Genomic DNA, 16,726 nt, shown 5'->3' on the forward strand with positions numbered 1-16,726 from the left:
CCCACAACGAACCGGAAGAGAGCACGATGCCCCTCCCCTCCTCCCCCGCCCGGCCCGACGGGCTCCCGGACCGCATCCGGCACTGGATCGGCGGCGAGTTCGCCGACAGCGCCGACGGCGCGGTCTTCGACGTCCTCGACCCCGTCTCCAACGCCCCCTACGCCACCGCCGCCGCGGGCGGGCCCGCCGACGTCGACCGCGCGGTCGCGGCGGCCCGCGCGGCGTTCCCCGCCTGGTCCGGCATCGGGAACCGCGAGCGCGCCACGATCCTCAACCGGATCGCCGACGCCGTCGAGGCGCGCGAGGACCGGCTCTCCGCGTTCGAGTCGTTCGACTCCGGGTTGCCGATCACGCAGGCGCGCGGGCAGGCCCGCCGCGCCGCCGAGAACTTCCGCTACTTCGCCGACGTGATCGTCGCGCTCGGCGAGGAGGCGTACCGCGTCGGCGACCAGCAGCTCAACTACGTGGTCCGGACGCCCGCGGGCGTCGCCGGGCTGATCACCCCGTGGAACACGCCGTTCATGCTGGAGAGCTGGAAGCTCGCCCCTGCGATCGCGGCCGGGTGCACGCTCGTGCTGAAGCCCGCCGAGTGGACGCCGCTGTCCGCGACCCTGTGGGCCGAGATCTTCGCCGACGCGGGGGTGCCCGCCGGGGTGGTCAACATCGTGCACGGCATCGGCGAGGTCGCGGGCCAGGCCCTGGTCGACCACCCGGACGTGCCGGTCCTGTCGTTCACCGGCTCCACCGACACCGGCCGGCACATCATGCGCTGCTCCGCGGACGGCCTGAAGGCGCTGTCGATGGAGCTGGGCGGCAAGTCGCCCGTCGTCGTGTTCGCCGACGCCGACCTCGACGCGGCCCTCGACTCGGTCGTCTTCGGCGTCTTCTCCCTGAACGGAGAGCGCTGCACGGCCGGGTCCCGCGTGCTGGTGGAACGGCCGGTCTACGAGGAGTTCTCGCGGCGGATCGCCGAGCGGGCCGAGCGGGTCAGGGTCGGGCTGCCGTCCGACCCCGGCACCGAGGTCGGCGCGCTCGTCCACCCCGAGCACTACGCCCGCGTCCTGGAGTACGTGGAGATCGGGCAGCGGGAGGCCAAGCTCGTCGCGGGCGGCGGGCGGCCGGCGCACCTGCCCGAGGGGAACTACCTGCAGCCCGCCGTGTTCACCGATGTCCCCCGCGACGCCCGGATCTTCCAGGAGGAGATCTTCGGCCCGGTGGTGGCGCTCGCCCCGTTCGACGACGAGGACGAGGCGGTCGAGCTCGCCAACGCCACCCGGTACGGCCTGGCCGCCTACGTGTGGACGAGCGACCTGCGCCGCGGCCACCGGATCGCCCACGGCGTGGCCTCGGGTATGGTCTGGGTCAACTCGCACAACGTCCGTGACCTGCGCACTCCCTTCGGCGGCATGAAGGACTCGGGGGTCGGCCGGGAGGGCGGCGCGCACAGCATCGACTTCTTCTCCGAGTCCAAGATCGTCCATGTGATGCTCGGCGAGGTGCACACGCCCCGCTTCGGCGTTCAGGAGAACCGATGAGCTCCCCTCCCCCCGACGTCGTCCGCTCCGCGTACGCGCAGCTGGCCGTCACCGACCTGGGCGCGGCCCGGTGGTTCTGGGTCGACATGCTCGGGCTGCACGTCCAGCATGAGGAGGCCGACGCCCTCTACCTGCGGGGCACCGACGAGCTGACCCACCATTCGCTGGTGCTGCGCGCGGGCCCGGTCGCGGCCCTCGACCACCTCGCCTACCGGGTCCGGACGCCGGACGACGTCGATCGGGCCGAGCGGTTCTTCGCCGAGCTGGGCCGTCCCGTCCGGCGGATTCCCGCGGGGAAGGGCACGTATGGCGTGGGCGACGCGGTGCGCGCGGTCGACCCGCTCGGGTTCACCGTGGAGTTCTTCCACGACATCGACCGAGGCGAGCGCCTCATCCAGCGCTACGACCTGCACCGCGGCGCGCAGATCGCGCGGCTCGACCACTTCAACATCTGCACGCCCGACATCCCCGCCGCCTACGACCACTACACCTCGCTCGGGTTCGGCTGCTCGGAGACGATCGAGGGCGACGAGCACGAGCTGTACGCGGCGTGGATGTACCGGAAGCAGACCGTCCACGACGTCGCGTTCACCGGCGGCGCCGGGCCGCGCCTGCACCACCTCGGGGTGGCGACGCACGAGTCCCACCAGGTCCTGCGCACGGCCGACATCTTCGGGTCGCTGCGCAAGGAGCACCACATCGAGCGCGGGCCAGGACGGCACGGCGTGTCCAACGCCTTCTACGTCTACCTCCGCGACCCCGACGGGCACCGGGTGGAGATCTACACGTCCGACTACTACACCGGCGACCCCGACCACGAGACGTACCGGTGGAACGTCCACGACGACCGCCGCCGCGACTTCTGGGGCAACGCGGTGATCGAGTCCTGGTACAAGGAGGCGAGCCCCGTCCTGGACCTCGACGGGCGCGTCCAGCCGGTCTCCGAGTCGGCGCTGGACGAGTCGGCCGTCAAGGTCGGCGCGGACGGCCTCGGGATCATCGAACCCTCCTGACTAGCGGTCGAGCCGGTCGAGGACGGCCGCGTCGAGCCCGCACTCCGGGTCCTCGGCGGCGGCCGCGCGGAGCGCGGCGGCGAGGGTCGCGGCGGTCAGGGAGACCAGCTGGCCGCGCGGGACGTCCCCGTGCCGCAGCCGGTCGATGACGATCTCGTCCAGGAAGCCCACCCAGCCGCGCATCGCGGTGCGCAGCACGGGCCGGACGGACGCCGGCGCGCCCAGGGCGTCCAGCAGCCGCCGGGCGCCCTGCCAGCGCAGCTCCTCGACGATCTCGCGGACCTCGGGGTCCGAGCCGCTGCCGCCGCGCATGACCGCCAGGAATCCGGCGGCGTTGTCCTCCATGAAGGCGATGTGCCCGCCGAGCGCGTCGCGGAGCCGCTCGCCCGGGGCGCCGCCCCGCGGCGCCGTCTCGTGGACGGCGCGGAGCCGGTCGGCGGCGGCGCGCAGGGTCGCCAGGTAGAGGCCGCGCTTGCTGCCGAAGTGATGCGCGATCAGCCCGTAGGCGACACCGGCCCGCCGGGCGATCTCGGTGGTGGTGACCTCGTCGTAGGCGCGCTCGGTGAACAGCTCCGCGGCGGCCTCGGTCAGCAGCGCGCGGCGGTCGGGCCCATGGGCGGGGCGGGCCATCGGCACTCCTTCGGGTTGACGTCCGGAACGGGCGGGGCTAGCGTCCCAAGTTGACTGATAATCAGTCAACTCGGGAGGAACGCATGACGCGGATATCCCTGGCCGGGGCGCCGGTCCTGCTGACCGGCGCGTCCAGCGGCATCGGCCGCGCGCTGGCGATCGAGCTGGCCGGGCGCGGCGCCCTGCTGGCGATCGCCGCCCGCCGCAAGGACGCGCTGGACGACGTCGCCGACGCCGCGCCCGGCCCCGTCCGGCCGCTGGTCCTGGAGGCCGACCTGTCCCGTCCCGGCGCCGCCGGAGAACTCGCCGGGCGCGCGCTCGACGCGCTCGGCCCGGTGCGGATCCTGATCAACAACGCCGGCGCCGCCCTGGTCGCCGCGCAGGGCGAGGCGGGCGACGGCGACGCGGCGCGGGCCCTGTTCGAGACGAACTTCTGGTCGCCGCTCGCGCTCACCCGGGCGCTGCTTCCGACGATGCGCGACGGCGCGGTCGTGAACGTCACCTCGACCGTGCAGGCCCTTCCCGTCCCGGTGCTCGGGCATTACGGCGCGTCCAAGGCGGCCCTCGCACATGCGACGCGGACGCTGCGCAACGAGCTGCGCGGCACCGGGATCACCGTCCTGGAGGTCGTGCCGGGCGCCACCGACACCGCCGCCCGCGACGTCGGGCTGCTCCCCTGGCGGGACCGGCCGATGCGGATGCCGCCGCCGGTCTCCCCCGAGTCGGCCGCGCGGGCGATCGTCCGCGCGATCGAACGCGGCGAGCGGCGCCGGGTCCACCCGTTCCCGTCGCTGCTGCCCCTGGAATCCCCCGCGATCGGACGCCTCTTCGCCGCGCTCGTGACCCGGCGACTCAGCCTCAGTCCGGCAGCAGCGGGACGGACATCCCCTGGTCGCGGCCCAGCAGGACCGCGCGGGTGATCGCCGACGACCCGAACCGCTCCCGGACCCCGTCGACGGCGCCGTCCACCGCCATGGCCTGGTCGAACGGCAGCGCGAGCTGAACCGCCCGGTCGTCGTGGAGGTTGGCGAGCGAGAGGCCGATCAGCGTCAGCCCCCGGCTCTGGATCAGCGGCGCGGCGGCGGCGAGGAGGTCTCGGGCCGTCTCCAGGATCCGCTCGGTGTCGGCGGTGGCCTGCGGCAGCGTGTGCGAGCGCGTGGCGCGGGCGAAGTCCTCGAAGCGCAGGCGGAGCGTGACCGTCCGGCACACCCGCCGGGCCTTGCGCAGCCGCCCGCCGAGCCGGTCGGCGATCCCGACGAGCATGGCGTCCAGCTCCGCGGGCGAGCGGCGGCGGCGGCCCAGCGCGCGCTGCGAGCCCATCGAGCGGCGGCGCACGCCGGTGCGGACCGGGCGCGGGTCGCGATTGCGGGCCAGCGCGTGCAGGTGGCGGCCGGCGCCGGGGCCGAGCAGCGTCACCAGCGTGGACTCCGGCATGTCCGCCACGTCCCCGACCGTCGTGACGCCGAAGCGCGCGAGCTTCTCGGCGGTGGCCCGCCCGACGCCCCACAGCCGCCGCACCGGCAGCGGGCGCAGGAACTCCAGCTCGCCGTCCGGCGGCACCACCAGCAGCCCGTCGGGCTTGGCGACACCGCTGGCGACCTTGGCGAGGAACTTGGTGCGCGCCACCCCGACGGTGATCGGCAGCCCGATCTCCTCGGCGACCGCCCGCCTCAGCCGGACGGCGACGTCCACCGGGGAGCGGCGCAGCCCGTGCACGTCGAGGAACGCCTCGTCGATCGACAGGCCCTCCACCAGCGGCGTCGTGGCGCGGAAGACCGCGAACACAGCCTTGCTCGCCGCGCTGTAGGCGCTCATCCGCGGCGGGACGACGACCGCGCGCGGGCAGAGCCGCCGCGCCTGCCCGCCGCCCATCGCCGTCCGGACCCCGTACGCCTTGGCCTCGTAGCTGGCCGCCAGCACCACGCCGCCCCCGACGATCACCGGCCGCCCCCGCAGGCCGGGATCGTCGCGCTGCTCGACCGACGCGTAGAACGCGTCCAGGTCGGCATGCAGGATCGTGGCGTCACCGGACACGAACATATGTTCGCATACGCGGCTCGCGGCGGCGATGCCGGGCGCCGATGAATTAGTCTCGGGTTTCGACGGAAGGTGAAGGCGGATGGCCGAGTCCCCCCTGGTCGCGGGCGTCGATTCCTCGACGCAGTCGACGAAGGCCGTCCTGTGCCGGGCCGCGGACGGCGCCGTGGTGGCCGAGGCGTCCGCGCCGCACCCCGACGGCGCCGAATGCCATCCCGACCGCTGGTGGGACGCGCTGTCGCGGGTCCGGGAGCTGCTCGGACGGGCCGACGCGGTCGCCGTCGCCGCCCAGCAGCACGGGATGGTCGCGCTCGACGGCGCCGGACGGGTCGTCCGCCCGGCCCTGCTGTGGAACGACACGCGCTCGGCGCCGCAGGCACGCGCGCTCGTGGCGGAGTTCGGCGGCCCGCGGCGCTGGGCGGAACTGACCGGCAGCGTGCCGCTCGCGTCCTTCACCGTGACGAAGCTGCGCTGGCTGGCCGAGCACGAGCCGGAGAACGCGCGGCGCACCGAGCGCGTGATGCTGCCGCACGACTGGCTGACGCTGCGGCTCGGCGCGCGGGAGCCCGTCACCGACCGGGGCGACGCGTCCGGGACGGGCTACTGGTCCCCCGCGACCGGCGCCTACCTGCCCGACCTGCTGCGGGCCGCGCTCGGCCATGACGCGGAGCCGCCGCGGGTCGCCGCGCCAGGCGAACGCGTCGGCGAGACCGCCTGGGGCGCGGCGCTCGGGCCCGGCACCGGCGACAACATGGGCGCGGCGCTCGGGCTCGGGCTGGGGCCCGGCGACGTCGTGGTGTCGATCGGCACGTCCGGGACGGTGTTCGCGGTCGCGGACGAGCCCGCCGCCGACCCGTCCGGGCTGGTCGCCGGGTTCGCCGACGCCACCGGCCGCTTCCTCCCGCTCGTCTGCACACTGAACGCCGCGCGCATCCTGTCCGCCGCCGCCGCGATGACCGGGGCCGCGCTGGACGAGCTGTCCGCGCTCGCGCTCGCCGCCGAGCCGGGCGCGGGCGGCGTGACGCTGCTCCCCTACCTCGACGGTGAGCGCACACCCGACCGTCCGGGCGCGACGGGCGTGCTCGCCGGGCTGACCACGTCCAACGCGACGCGGGAGAACGTGGCGCGGGCGGCGGTGGAGGCGCTGCTGTGCTCGCTCGCCGACGCCGTCGACCATCTCGCCGCGCGGGGCGGGGTCCGGCCGCGCCGGACGCTGCTGATCGGCGGCGGCGCCCGGTCCGCGGCCGTCCGGGCGCTGGCACCGGCGATCCTCGGGACGCCGGTGACCGTCCCCGAGCCCGCCGAGTACGTCGCGCTCGGCGCCGCCCGCCAGGCCGCGTGGGCGCTCGCCGGGACGCCCGGACCGCCCGCCTGGCCCGCCCCGCCCGCCACCGGGCACACCGCCGGCCAGGCCGGTGCCGCCGCGGAGATCCGCGGACGGTACGCCGCGCTGCGCGACTCCGCGCCGCAGATCCGAGGGAGCACTCCATGAGCGACTACACGCCCGTACCCGAGGACCGGTTCTCGTTCGGCGTCTGGACGGTCGGCTGGCAGGGCGCCGACGTGTTCGGCCCCGGCACCCGCCCGCCGATGCCCGCGGACCGGGCCGTCCGCGAGCTCGCCGAGATCGGCGCCTACGGCGTGAACTTCCACGACAACGACGTGTTCGCGTTCGACGCCACGCCCGCCGACCGGCTGGGGAGCGTCGACGCGTTCCGCAAGGCGCTGGACGAGACCGGCCTCGTCGTCACCACCGCGACCACGAACCTGTTCTCGCATCCGGTCTTCAAGGACGGCGCGTTCACCGCCAACGACCGCGACGTCCGCCGGTTCGCGCTGCGCAAGGTCATGGACAACCTGGACCTGGCCGCCGAGCTGGGCGCGCGCACGTACGTGTGCTGGGGCGGGCGGGAGGGCGCCGAGTCGGGCGCCGCCAAGGACGTCCGCGCCGCTCTGGACCGCTACAAGGAGGCGTTCGACGTCCTCGGCGCGTACGTCGCCGACCAGGGCTACGACCTGCGCTTCGCGATCGAGCCGAAGCCGAACGAGCCGCGCGGCGACATCCTGCTGCCCACGATCGGCCACGCCCTCGCCTTCATCCAGACGCTGGAACGTCCTGACGACGTCGGCCTGAATCCCGAGGTCGGGCACGAGGAGATGGCCGGGCTGAACTACGCGCACGGGCTGGCGCAGGCGCTGTGGCAGGGCAAGCTGTTCCACATCGACCTGAACGGGCAGCACGGCCCCCGCTACGACCAGGACCTCCGGTTCGGCGCCGGGAACGCGCGCGGCGCGTTCTGGGTCGTCGACCTCATCGAGGACAGCGACTACGACGGCCCGATCCACTTCGACTTCAAGCCGCCGCGCACCGAGGACGACGAGGGCGTGTGGGAGTCGGCGGCGGCGTGCATGCGCAACTGGCTGATCCTGCGCGAGAAGGTCCGCGCGTTCCGCGCCGACCCCGCCGTCCAGGACGCCCTGACCGAGGCCAAGCTGGACGAGCTCGCCCGCCCCACCCTCGCCGACGGCGAGGACTGGCGCGACGTCCGCGACGCGTCCCCCGACATCGAGGCGCTCTCCGTCCGCCGCACCGCCTTCGAGCACCTCGACCAGCTCGCCCTCGAACACCTCTACGGCGTCAGGTAGCCGCGAGGGCCTCGGTCGGGGGGAGGCGGGCGGCGCGGATGGCGGGGTACAGCCCGGCGACTCCGCCGATGAGCAGGGTCGCGAGGATCCCGCCCGCCATCGCCCAGGCGGGGACGACGGTCGGCCAATCCTGCGTCACGGCGAAGACCGCGGTGACGGCGATGCCGAGCGCGACGCCGCCGACGCCGCCGAGCGCGGCGAGGAGCTGCGACTCGGTGAGGAACTGCAGCCTGATCTGCCCGCGGGTCGCGCCGAGCGAGCGCCGCAGGCCGATCTCGGCGCGCCGCTCCAGGACCGAGATCACCATCGTGTTGGCGACGCCGACGCCGCCGACCAGCAGCGCGACGCCGCCGAGGCCGAGGAGCAGGCCGGTGAAGGCCCGGTCGGTGGCGTCCTGCGCGGCGAGCGCGTCGGACGGGCGGCTGACCTCCACCTCGTTCGGGGCCTGCGGGTTCGCGGTCGCGGCGAGCAGGTTCTGCACCTTCTCGACCGCGTCCTTGCGGGCCCGGGTGTAGACGGTGGTCGGGTGGCCGTCGAAGCCGAGCCGGGCCGCCGCGGCCTCCCAGCCGACGAGGGCCGCTGAGTCCAGTTCGGGCGCGAGCCGGTTCGGGTTCAGGATCCCGACGACCGTGAACCACTGCGAACCCACCCACACCTGGACGTTCGGCGTCGCGACCCCGAGCCGCTCCGCCGTCTCCGACCCGAGGACGACCGCCGGGTACTTGGCCGTTCCGGCGTTGAGCCAGGCGCCGGCGGCCATGGTGAGGCCGGTCGTCCGGGGCAGGTCGAGGCGGGCCGCGCGGACGCCGATGCCGCCGCTCTCCCCCTCCGGGATGCGGTCGTTGCGGTAGGCGTGGACGTCGTCGAGCGTCGCCGTGGCGGACGCGGACTCGACGTCCGGCATCCGTCCCACCATGCCGACCGACTCCTTCGGCAGCTTGGCGGCCTCGCCGAAGAAGTCCTGGCCCGGACCGACCGTGAGCAGGTTGGTGCCGAGCCGGTCGAGGGTGGCCTGCAGCTCGGCGCGGCTGGACGTCGAGATCCCGACCACGCCGATCATCGCGGCGATGCCGATCGCGATGCCCAGCGCGGACAGGAAGACCCGGAGGGGGCGGGTGCGCAGCCCGGCGGCGCCGACGCGCAGCACGTCCGCCGGGCCGAGCCGCGCGGGCGCGTCCCGGTGATTCGTGTCCGTGTGTTTCATCGTGCGGCCTCCGCCATCGCGTCGTCGTGGACGATCCGCCCGTCGCGCATCCGCACCTGGCGGGGCAGCAGCGCGGCGATGTCCCGGTCGTGGGTGATCAGGACGACGGTCGTCCCGCCGCCGGACAGCTCGCGGAGCAGGTCGAGGACGCCCGCGCCCGAGGCGGAGTCCAGCGCGCCGGTCGGCTCGTCGGCCAGCAGCAGCGCCGGCTCCCCCACCACCGCGCGGGCGATCGCGACCCGCTGCCGCTCGCCGCCGGACAGCTGGTGCGGACGGTGCCCGAGCCGGTGCCCGAGCCCGACCCGCTCCAGCGCACGGCGGGCGCGGCGGCGGCGCTCCGCCTGGGGCGCTCCCCCGTACAGCAGGCCGTCCGCGACGTTGTCCAGTGCGCTGACCCCGGCGGCGAGGTGGAACTGCTGGAACACGAACCCGATCCGGCGGGCGCGCAGCGCCGACAGCCGCCGGTCCGTCAGCCGGGACACGTCCGTGCCTTCCACGAGGACGGTGCCGGCGCTCGGCCGGTCGAGTGTGCCGAGCAGGTGCAGCATCGTCGACTTGCCCGACCCGGACGGCCCGACGATCGCGACGAGCTCGCCCGCCGCGACCGTCAGCGACACGCCGTCCAGCGCGGTCACCCCGCCCGGATACGTCTTGGAGACGTCCCGCAGCTCCACCACCGCGCTCACTTGGGAATCCCCACCTTCATGCCTTCGGCCAGGCCGGCCCCCGAGACCTCGACCCGCCCCTCGCTGAACACGCCCGTCTCCACGGGCACGGTGCGGACGCGCCCGTCCTGGACGACCTGGACCGCGTACCCGCCGTCCCCCTGCGCGAGCAGCGCGCCGACCGGCACCGCGAGGACGCCGCCGTGCCGGTTCGCGGTGAGCCGCACCTCGACGGGCGCCTTGTCGAAGGAGCCGAGCTCCTTCTGCACGCCGACCGCGATCGTGACCTCGATCGTCGTCGGCTTCTCCTCGCCGCCCTCCGTGGCCACCTTCCCGACCGACGTGATCTTCCCCTTCGTGGTGTCGCCGGACGGCAGCTCGATCTCCACCGCCGCGCCCTTCCGGGCGAGCCGCTGGTACCGCACGTCCAGGTCGACGCTCACGACACGGGTCGTGCCGGTGTAGGTGAGGACGGCCCCGCCGATCCGGTCGCCCACGGCCGCCTTGCGCTCCGCGACCCGGATCCGGCCGGACGCCGTCACGGCCGATCCCGGCTCCATCCGGCCGGTCTCCGCGACGCCGAGGTCGTCCTGCCAGCGCTTCACCGCCGCGGCCGTGGCGGCGCCGTAGGTCTCGTCGACGGTGAAGCCGGTGTACCCGAGGGCCCGGAGGTTCTTCTCGAACTGCTCGACGTCGTCGCCCTCGGTTCCGGTGGAGAGCGTCCGGTACAGCGGGAGCCTCCCGTACAGCAGCGGCACCGGCTTGTCGTCGACCCGGTAGACCGGGCGTCCGCGAGAGATCACCGACCCGGCGGAGGCCAGCCAGGTGAGCGTGCCGTTCCCGGCGCCGACCGCCGTCCGGGTGCCGCCGTAGCCGAGGGCGCCGTCCACGTCCTGGGTCTCGACCAGCGTCGTCCGCTCGATCGTCGCGGTCGCGGGCGGCAGGGAGCTGTGCGCCGCGGCCGGTTCGCCGGCGCCGCCGCCCAGGCCGGCGGTCGCGAGGCCCGCGCCGCCGGCCACCACGACCCCCGCCGCGCCGAGGACGGCGGCGCGCCTGCCCGCCATCAGTCCTTGCCCTCGCCGACGGACGGGCCGCCCTTCTCGCCCTCGGGCTGGAACTTGGCGCAGGCCTTCTGCGCGTCCTTGAACTCCTGGCTCTGCGGGTCCAGCCCGGTGCCCTTCCCCGCCTTGATCAGCATGCTGCCGTCGGGCTTGGGATCGGGGAACTTGCCGATGCCGTTGTCGCGCATGCACTTCGCGAACGCGCGCATCTTGGCGATCTCCTCGGGCTTGGGCTTGTCCGGCTTGCCGCCGTTCGGCATCAGATGCCGGCACTTCTTCTGCGCCTCTTCGGACTGGACGTCCCTCTTCCGGGGGCCGCCGGCATCCCCGGGCGGCTCGCTGTGCCGCATCGTGATCTTGCCGTCGCCGGTCGGGTCGTCCATGTCCACGCCGTTGTCGCGCATGCACTTGGCGAAGTCGCGCATCTTCTGCTGGTCGCTCGCGGCCTTGGCGGTGCCCGTGGACCCCGCGCCCGTGCCCTCGTTCCCGCAGCCCTGCAGGCCGAGGGCGAGAGCCGGGACGAGGGCCAGCGCCGCGAATGTCCGTCGTCGCATCGGTCGGTCTCCTGTCGTCCCCACCGGACGGTGCGCCGGCGGCGTCCGCCAGTCCAGCCGGAGGCCGATAACCCCGCCGTAACCGGTTCGCGTTACGCCGGCGTTACGCCCGCTGCCCGATGCTGGGGCGGCAGGACGCGCGGGGACGCGCTTCGGTGGACGGCAAGGGGGCGGCAGGGGTGCGGGTACTGATCGCCGAGGACGAGCGGATGCTCGCGGACTCGATCGCCGACGGGCTCAGGTCCGAGGCGCTGGCCGTGGACGTGGTCTACGACGGCGACGCCGCGCTGGAGCGGCTCGGCGTGAACGACTACGACGTGCTGATCCTCGACCGCGACCTGCCCGTCGTGCACGGCGACGACGTGTGCCGCGCGGTGGTGGGGTCGGGCGCGCTCGTCCGGGTGCTGATGCTCACCGCGGCCGTCACCGTCCCGGCCCGGGTCGACGGGCTGCGGCTCGGCGCGGACGACTACCTGACCAAGCCGTTCGCGTTCGAGGAGCTGGTGGCGCGGGTCCAGGCGCTCGGCCGCCGCGCCCGCCCGGCCGCCCCGCCGACGCTGGAGCGCGCCGGGATCCGCCTCGACCCGTCCCGCCGGGAGGTGCTCCGGGACGGCCGCTTCGTGCACCTGGCGCGCAAGGAGTTCGGGCTGCTCGCCGAGCTGCTCCGCGCGGACGGGGCGATCGTGTCGGCGGAGCTGCTGCTGGAGAAGGTGTGGGACGAGCACACCGACCCGTTCACCAACACGGTCCGGGTGACGCTGATGAAGCTGCGCCGCAAGCTCGGCGACCCGCCGGTCATCGAGACCGTCCCAGGAACGGGGTACCGGATCCCATGACGTTCAGCGAGCGGCTGCGGCCCACGATCAGGATGCGGCTCACGCTGCTGTACACGGGGCTGTTCCTGGGCGCCGGCGTCCTCCTGCTGGGCCTGACCTACTTCCTGGTGAAGAACAACCTCGACAACCAGGCCGTCCCGAAGGCGGGCGGGGTGGTCTCCGCCACCTCGGAGGGGGAGCCCACGCCGCTGTCGGGGAAGCCCGCGCAGCTCACGGAGCGGAGGTTCGAGGGGGCGCTGGTCCGGGTCCGGGAGGACTACCAGCGCGAGACGCTCAGCGCCCTGCTGACCCAGGGCGGCATCGCCCTCGGGCTGGTGGGCGCGGCGGGGCTCGGGTTCGGCTGGCTGCTCGCCGACCGGGCGCTGCGGCCCGTCCACAAGATCACCGAGACGGCGGGACGGGTCGCGCGCAGCCACGACCTAACCGAGCGCATCGGGTACGAGGGGGCCCGCGACGACGTCAAGGAGCTGGCCGACACGTTCGACACGATGCTCGGCCGGCTGGCGCGGGCGTTCGACGGGCAGCGGCGGTTCGTCGCGAACGCCTCGCACGAGCTGCGCACGCCGCTCGCCATCAACCGGACGCTCATCGACGTGGCGGTGCGCCGCCCCGACGCCACCGGCGACGTCAAGCGCCTCGGCGAGTCGCTGCTGGTGGTCAACGGCAGGCACGAGCGACTGATCGACGGGCTCCTCACCCTCGCGGGCACCGAGGGCGTCGCGGTGGACGCGGGCCCGCTCGACCTGGCGGACGTCGCGGGCCACGTCCTGGACCAGGCGGCCCCCGAGGCGCGGGCGCGCGGGGTGACGTCCCGCCGCGCCCTGGGCCCGGCCGTCACCTCCGGCGATCCCGTGCTCGTCGAGCGGCTGGTGCAGAACCTGGTCGAGAACGCGGTCCGGCACAACCGCGAGGGCGGCGAGCTGTCGGTGACGACGCGGAGCAGGGACGGCTGGGCGGAGGTCGCCGTGTCCAACACCGGGCCGGTCGTGCCCGCCTACGAGGTCGAGACGATCTTCGAGCCGTTCCGGCGGCTCGGCAACGACCGGCTGCGGTCGGACCGCGGGTCGGGGCTGGGGCTGTCGATCGTCCGCGCCACGGCGGACGTCCACGGCGGGACGGTGACCGCCGTGCCGCGCCACGGCGGCGGCCTCGACGTCACCGTCCGCCTCCCGGCCCGCGCGCCGCACGCGACCCTCGCCCCCGCGGCGGGACTCGCCGCGCCGGCCGTGAGTTCGGAGGCCGGATCCGGGTAGCGTCTGATCAATGACCAGTGCGCTCCTGCTCATCGACGCGTTCGACCGGATCCGGGACCAGGTCCGCCAGACGGCCGGCGGGCTCACGCCGGACCAGCTCGCCTACCGCGTCGACGCCGACGCCAACTCGATCGCGTGGCTCCTCTGGCATCTCACCCGCGTCCAGGACGACCACGTCTCCGACGTCGCCGGCACCGCCCAGGCGTGGACGGACGCCGGCTGGGCCGACCGATTCGGCCTGCCGCTCGACCCGTCCGACACCGGCTACGGCCACGGCTCCGGCCAGGTCGCGGCGGTCCGGGTCGAGTCGCCTGACCTGCTCATCGGCTACCACGACGCCGTGCACGCCGCCACCGTCGAGTACGTGGGCACGGTGAGAGACGGCGATCTGGGACGCGTCGTCGACCGCTCCTGGGACCCGCCGGTCACGCTGGGCGTGCGGCTGGTCAGCGTGATCTCCGACTGCCTGGAGCACGCGGGCCAGGCGGCGTTCGTCCGCGGCGTCCTCCAGCGCGCCTGAGCGGGCCTGAGCGGGCCGTCAGCGGTCGCGGCCGGAGACGCTCAGGCCGGTCCCGCCCGCGACCGGCTCGGCGTCCTGGGACGCTTCGGCGGACGGATGGAAGCCGGACAGGAGCCGCGACCACTGCGGCCCGATGTGCTCCAGGTCGTGGGCGCGCGCGGACAGCGCCGCCTGCTCCCCGAGCCGGTCGCGGAGATCACGGTCCGCGATCAGCTCGCGCAGCGCGGCGGTCAGCGCGCCCGCGTCGCCGTTGGGCACGAGCAGCCCGTCGCGGCCGTGGTCGATCAGCTCGGCGGGACCGTGCGGGCAGTCGAACGACACGACCGCCAGCCCCATCCCCATCGCCTCGATGATCACCATCGGCATGCCCTCGCGGCGCGACGACAGCGCGTAGATCGACGCGCGGGCCATCTCGCCGTGCAGGTCGCGGGTGATGGGACGCAGCTCGACCCGTCCGGTGAGGCCCAGCTCGGTGATCAGCGCGTCGAGCCGGTCGCGGCGCACGCCCCGCCCGAAGATCCGCAGCGTCCAGTCGGGGTGCTCGGCGGCGATCGGCGCGAACGCGCGGATGAGCAGGTCGAAGCGCTTGTTGGCGACGAGCCGCCCGGCGGCCAGCACGACCTTGTCCTCGCGCCGGGACGGGCGTCCCGGCAGCGGCGGCGCGGCGTTCGGGATCCGCACGACCCGGACGCCGGATCCGGCGAGCGCCCGCTCGTACCCGGCGCGGGCGGCCTCGGTCAGGGCGGTGACGACGGTCAGCCGCCGGTACGCGCGGACGACCTGCCGGTGCAGGGCGGGCTGATAGGAGTCCAGGCTCATGTGGTCCTGCCCGATCGTCACCGCGCCGCGGGGCGCGAGCTCGGCCGCGAGCAGGTTCAGCGACGGGCGGGTGCCGATGACGACGTCGGCCGGCGTGCGGTGCAGGGCGCGGAGGAGGCACACGTCCGTCCACATGCTCATGAGGCGGAAGGACGCCTCGTCCACCGGCGTCAGGACGCTCGGCAGCCGGGACAGGAGCCGGGCCGTCCTGCCCTTGGACGCGAAGCGGTCGTCCGCGTACGTCACGGTCGCGCCGAGCGGGATCGCGAAGAACGGCCGCCTGCTGCGCCGCAGCGCGCTGACGATCTCGACGTCGTGGTCGCCGGTGAGGTACCCGCACAGGTTCAGGACGGTGCGGATCGTCCCGCCCGTCCCGTGCGCGTTCTGGAGCAGGACGCGCACGCGGAGCCGCTCACCGGGCGCCGGGACGCGGCGCCGGCGCCTCCAGCGCAGCGGGCGCAGGAACCAGAGCGCCGTGCGGCGCATCATGCGATGCACCGCACGGCGGAGGCGGCGCCTGAGTTTCGGCGGACGGCGCCCTGAGTCGTTGACCGGAGCGTTCACCGGGTCCCCCATCGCGGATGTCGGCCGTGTCCGGCTTGTTCCCCTTGATGGGCCCGGTCAACGTCACCCGGTGGTCACGGAACGGTCGAGGGCGCTTCCCTTGACCCAGCGGCTCCACGACATCTCGTAGTAGCTCCAGCCGTTGAACGGGTCGAGCCCGCGCTTGCTGCCGGTGATGATGACCGGGTCGCCGCGGTAGGACCAGCGGTAGAACCACTGGGCGTCCTTGGGCGGCGAGTTGACGCAGCCGTGGCTGACGTTCTGCCGGCCCTGCGCCCAGACGGTGGAGGCCATCGAGTGGATGTACTCGCCGCTGTTGGAGATCCGCACCGCGAACGGGACGACCTCCCGGTAGCCGCCGTTCTTCTTGTCCTTCGGGTCGACGCCCATCCACTCCGACGTCATGATCGCCGGGTTTTCCTTGCCCATGGTGAGGTGGACGCCGCTGGTGGTCAGGTAGGTGTCGACGCCGTTGACGACGCGGCCGCCCTTGCCCGTGCTGACCGGCCAGGTCCGGACCGTCCGGCCGTTCTTCTTGACGACGGCCTTCTTCTTCTTGGTGCTGATGGTGACGATGTGCGAGTCGCCGATGCGGAACTTGCGGGAGAAGTCGTCCACGCCGTAGGTCTTCTTGCCCGACTTCACGCCGGACAACTTGGCCGAGAACGTGACCTTCTGGTTGGGCTGCCAGTACTGGCCGTTCTTCGTCCGGAAGATGGCCGTGGTGTCGTTCACCCAGTGCCAGGCGCCGGTGGCGGGCTTGGCCGACTTGACGTCCAGGGCCTTCTCGACGGCCTTCTTGTCGTCGACCCCGCGGTTGAAGGTGACCTGGATCGGCATGCCGACGCCGACCTTCTCGTTGTTGCTCGGGGTGACGTCGAGGATGTCGAGTTCCTTGGCCGCCTTGAGCGTGGCGAAGGCCGCGTTGACCGTGGCCGTCTTGCCCTGCGGGCTCCTGGCGACGGCCGTGACCTGGTACTTGGAGCCGGGACGGAGCGTCCGCGACTTCCAGCTGGCCTTGTCGGCCGCCATCTCGCCGTCGACCGGCTTGCCCTTGAGCATGACCGTGACCTGTTCGAGGGTGCCGCCCGCGGCGGAGACCACGACGCCGTCCTCCGGCTCGGCCTTGGTGTTGCCGTTCCCCGGATTGATCGTCACCTGCGGGACGCCCGCGTCGGCCTTCTCGCCGACCGTGACACCGCCCTCCTTCTCTCCCCCGCTGCACGCCGTCGTGAGCAGCAGCACGACCCCCGCCATCCCCGCACCAGCCCGAACACCTGCGGAAATCCTCCGCTGCACTGCGACCTCCCGAACCCGCCGTCTACCAGGGAGACAATAACGACAAAAACAGAGGATCATGTCATGACCCGGGGTTTTGGCAGGCGTCCG

The 16,726-nt window shown here is 74.0% G+C and carries 16 protein-coding genes; 8 read left to right on the plus strand and 8 right to left on the minus strand.

Going from position 1 to position 16,726, the window contains the following annotated elements; translation table 11 throughout:
* Positions 1-26 precede the first annotated feature (26 nt).
* Both hpaE and hpaD read left to right on the plus strand, forming a co-directional pair.
* Positions 27-1,535: a 5-carboxymethyl-2-hydroxymuconate semialdehyde dehydrogenase gene (hpaE, locus tag ACH35V_RS19495; RefSeq protein WP_395974067.1), complete on the plus strand. Its 1,509-nt coding sequence runs from the start codon at positions 27-29 to the stop codon at positions 1,533-1,535.
* Positions 1,532-2,548 carry a 3,4-dihydroxyphenylacetate 2,3-dioxygenase gene (gene hpaD / locus ACH35V_RS19500; RefSeq protein WP_395974068.1) on the plus strand — a complete coding sequence of 339 codons (1,017 nt, stop codon included), beginning with the start codon at positions 1,532-1,534 and terminating at the stop codon, positions 2,546-2,548. Before hpaE ends, hpaD begins: the two co-directional genes overlap by 4 nt.
* On the opposite strand, the gene ACH35V_RS19505 is transcribed toward hpaD, so the two are convergent.
* Entirely contained in the window at positions 2,549-3,178 is a 630-nt protein-coding gene (locus ACH35V_RS19505) for a TetR/AcrR family transcriptional regulator (protein WP_395974069.1), read from the minus strand.
* A gap of 83 nt (positions 3,179-3,261) precedes the next feature.
* Here ACH35V_RS19505 and ACH35V_RS19510 point away from each other — a divergent pair, with 83 nt between their 5' ends.
* Positions 3,262-4,098, plus strand: coding sequence for an SDR family NAD(P)-dependent oxidoreductase (locus ACH35V_RS19510; RefSeq protein ID WP_395974070.1), 837 nt, complete (start codon positions 3,262-3,264; stop codon positions 4,096-4,098).
* Here ACH35V_RS19510 and dinB read toward each other — a convergent pair.
* A complete protein-coding gene (dinB, locus tag ACH35V_RS19515) occupies positions 4,037-5,212 on the minus strand; it encodes a DNA polymerase IV (RefSeq protein ID WP_395974071.1) in 1,176 nt (391 codons plus the stop codon). The two genes, ACH35V_RS19510 and dinB, sit on opposite strands and share 62 nt — an antisense overlap.
* Positions 5,213-5,297: 85 nt before the next feature.
* Here dinB and xylB point away from each other — a divergent pair, with 85 nt between their 5' ends.
* Positions 5,298-6,707, plus strand: coding sequence for a xylulokinase (gene xylB / locus ACH35V_RS19520; protein WP_395974072.1), 1,410 nt, complete (start codon positions 5,298-5,300; stop codon positions 6,705-6,707).
* On the plus strand, positions 6,704-7,861 hold the full coding sequence (xylA, locus tag ACH35V_RS19525; RefSeq protein ID WP_395974073.1) for a xylose isomerase: 1,158 nt from the start codon (positions 6,704-6,706) through the stop codon (positions 7,859-7,861). Before xylB ends, xylA begins: the two co-directional genes overlap by 4 nt.
* Here the strand turns inward: xylA and ACH35V_RS19530 are convergent.
* From ACH35V_RS19530 to ACH35V_RS19545, 4 genes are read right to left on the minus strand one after another with little or no spacing between them, the layout of a single operon-like run.
* The gene (locus tag ACH35V_RS19530) at positions 7,854-9,065 is read right to left on the minus strand and encodes an ABC transporter permease (RefSeq protein ID WP_395974074.1); all 1,212 of its coding nucleotides are present in this window, start codon (positions 9,063-9,065) and stop codon (positions 7,854-7,856) included. The genes xylA and ACH35V_RS19530 overlap by 8 nt on opposite strands.
* Positions 9,062-9,742: an ABC transporter ATP-binding protein gene (locus ACH35V_RS19535; RefSeq protein WP_395974159.1), complete on the minus strand. Its 681-nt coding sequence runs from the start codon at positions 9,740-9,742 to the stop codon at positions 9,062-9,064. Before ACH35V_RS19535 ends, ACH35V_RS19530 begins: the two co-directional genes overlap by 4 nt.
* A gap of 5 nt (positions 9,743-9,747) precedes the next feature.
* Positions 9,748-10,794: a peptidoglycan-binding protein gene (locus ACH35V_RS19540; RefSeq protein ID WP_395974075.1), complete on the minus strand. Its 1,047-nt coding sequence runs from the start codon at positions 10,792-10,794 to the stop codon at positions 9,748-9,750.
* Positions 10,794-11,345 carry a hypothetical protein gene (locus ACH35V_RS19545; RefSeq protein ID WP_395974076.1) on the minus strand — a complete coding sequence of 184 codons (552 nt, stop codon included), beginning with the start codon at positions 11,343-11,345 and terminating at the stop codon, positions 10,794-10,796. The genes ACH35V_RS19540 and ACH35V_RS19545 overlap by 1 nt, the downstream gene beginning before the upstream one ends.
* Positions 11,346-11,524: 179 nt before the next feature.
* Between ACH35V_RS19545 and ACH35V_RS19550 the strand changes: the two genes are divergently transcribed.
* From ACH35V_RS19550 to ACH35V_RS19560, 3 genes are read left to right on the plus strand one after another with little or no spacing between them, the layout of a single operon-like run.
* Positions 11,525-12,181: a response regulator transcription factor gene (locus ACH35V_RS19550; protein ID WP_395974077.1), complete on the plus strand. Its 657-nt coding sequence runs from the start codon at positions 11,525-11,527 to the stop codon at positions 12,179-12,181.
* Complete coding sequence (locus tag ACH35V_RS19555) at positions 12,178-13,434, plus strand: sensor histidine kinase (RefSeq protein ID WP_395974079.1); 1,257 nt, start codon at positions 12,178-12,180, stop codon at positions 13,432-13,434. Before ACH35V_RS19550 ends, ACH35V_RS19555 begins: the two co-directional genes overlap by 4 nt.
* A 10-nt stretch (positions 13,435-13,444) precedes the next feature.
* Complete coding sequence (locus ACH35V_RS19560; protein WP_395974081.1) at positions 13,445-13,954, plus strand: DUF664 domain-containing protein; 510 nt, start codon at positions 13,445-13,447, stop codon at positions 13,952-13,954.
* Positions 13,955-13,972: 18 nt separating this feature from the next.
* Here the strand turns inward: ACH35V_RS19560 and ACH35V_RS19565 are convergent, their stop codons facing one another.
* Both ACH35V_RS19565 and ACH35V_RS19570 read right to left on the minus strand, forming a co-directional pair.
* The gene (locus tag ACH35V_RS19565; RefSeq protein ID WP_395974083.1) at positions 13,973-15,262 is read right to left on the minus strand and encodes a glycosyltransferase family 4 protein; all 1,290 of its coding nucleotides are present in this window, start codon (positions 15,260-15,262) and stop codon (positions 13,973-13,975) included.
* Positions 15,263-15,400: 138 nt separating this feature from the next.
* Positions 15,401-16,594: an Ig-like domain-containing protein gene (locus ACH35V_RS19570; RefSeq protein ID WP_395974084.1), complete on the minus strand. Its 1,194-nt coding sequence runs from the start codon at positions 16,592-16,594 to the stop codon at positions 15,401-15,403.
* Between the last annotated feature and the right edge of the window lie 132 nt (positions 16,595-16,726).

The organism is Actinomadura sp. 1N219 (assembly GCF_044326405.1).
In the GTDB taxonomy this organism is placed as follows: Bacteria; Actinomycetota; Actinomycetes; order Streptosporangiales; family Streptosporangiaceae; genus Spirillospora.

What these genes read in the sequence shown, in the direction of transcription:
- hpaE (WP_395974067.1), top strand. Translation starts at nt 27, where the DNA reads ATGCCCCTCCCCTCCTCCCCCGCCCGGCCCGACGGGCTCCCGGACCGC.
- hpaD (WP_395974068.1), top strand. Translation starts at nt 1,532, where the DNA reads ATGAGCTCCCCTCCCCCCGACGTCGTCCGCTCCGCGTACGCGCAGCTG.
- ACH35V_RS19505 (WP_395974069.1), bottom strand. Translation starts at nt 3,178, where the DNA reads ATGGCCCGCCCCGCCCATGGGCCCGACCGCCGCGCGCTGCTGACCGAG.
- ACH35V_RS19510 (WP_395974070.1), top strand. Translation starts at nt 3,262, where the DNA reads ATGACGCGGATATCCCTGGCCGGGGCGCCGGTCCTGCTGACCGGCGCG.
- xylB (WP_395974072.1), top strand. Translation starts at nt 5,298, where the DNA reads ATGGCCGAGTCCCCCCTGGTCGCGGGCGTCGATTCCTCGACGCAGTCG.
- xylA (WP_395974073.1), top strand. Translation starts at nt 6,704, where the DNA reads ATGAGCGACTACACGCCCGTACCCGAGGACCGGTTCTCGTTCGGCGTC.
- ACH35V_RS19530 (WP_395974074.1), bottom strand. Translation starts at nt 9,065, where the DNA reads ATGAAACACACGGACACGAATCACCGGGACGCGCCCGCGCGGCTCGGC.
- ACH35V_RS19540 (WP_395974075.1), bottom strand. Translation starts at nt 10,794, where the DNA reads ATGGCGGGCAGGCGCGCCGCCGTCCTCGGCGCGGCGGGGGTCGTGGTG.
- ACH35V_RS19545 (WP_395974076.1), bottom strand. Translation starts at nt 11,345, where the DNA reads ATGCGACGACGGACATTCGCGGCGCTGGCCCTCGTCCCGGCTCTCGCC.
- ACH35V_RS19555 (WP_395974079.1), top strand. Translation starts at nt 12,178, where the DNA reads ATGACGTTCAGCGAGCGGCTGCGGCCCACGATCAGGATGCGGCTCACG.
- ACH35V_RS19560 (WP_395974081.1), top strand. Translation starts at nt 13,445, where the DNA reads ATGACCAGTGCGCTCCTGCTCATCGACGCGTTCGACCGGATCCGGGAC.
- ACH35V_RS19565 (WP_395974083.1), bottom strand. Translation starts at nt 15,262, where the DNA reads ATGATGCGCCGCACGGCGCTCTGGTTCCTGCGCCCGCTGCGCTGGAGG.
- ACH35V_RS19570 (WP_395974084.1), bottom strand. Translation starts at nt 16,594, where the DNA reads ATGGCGGGGGTCGTGCTGCTGCTCACGACGGCGTGCAGCGGGGGAGAG.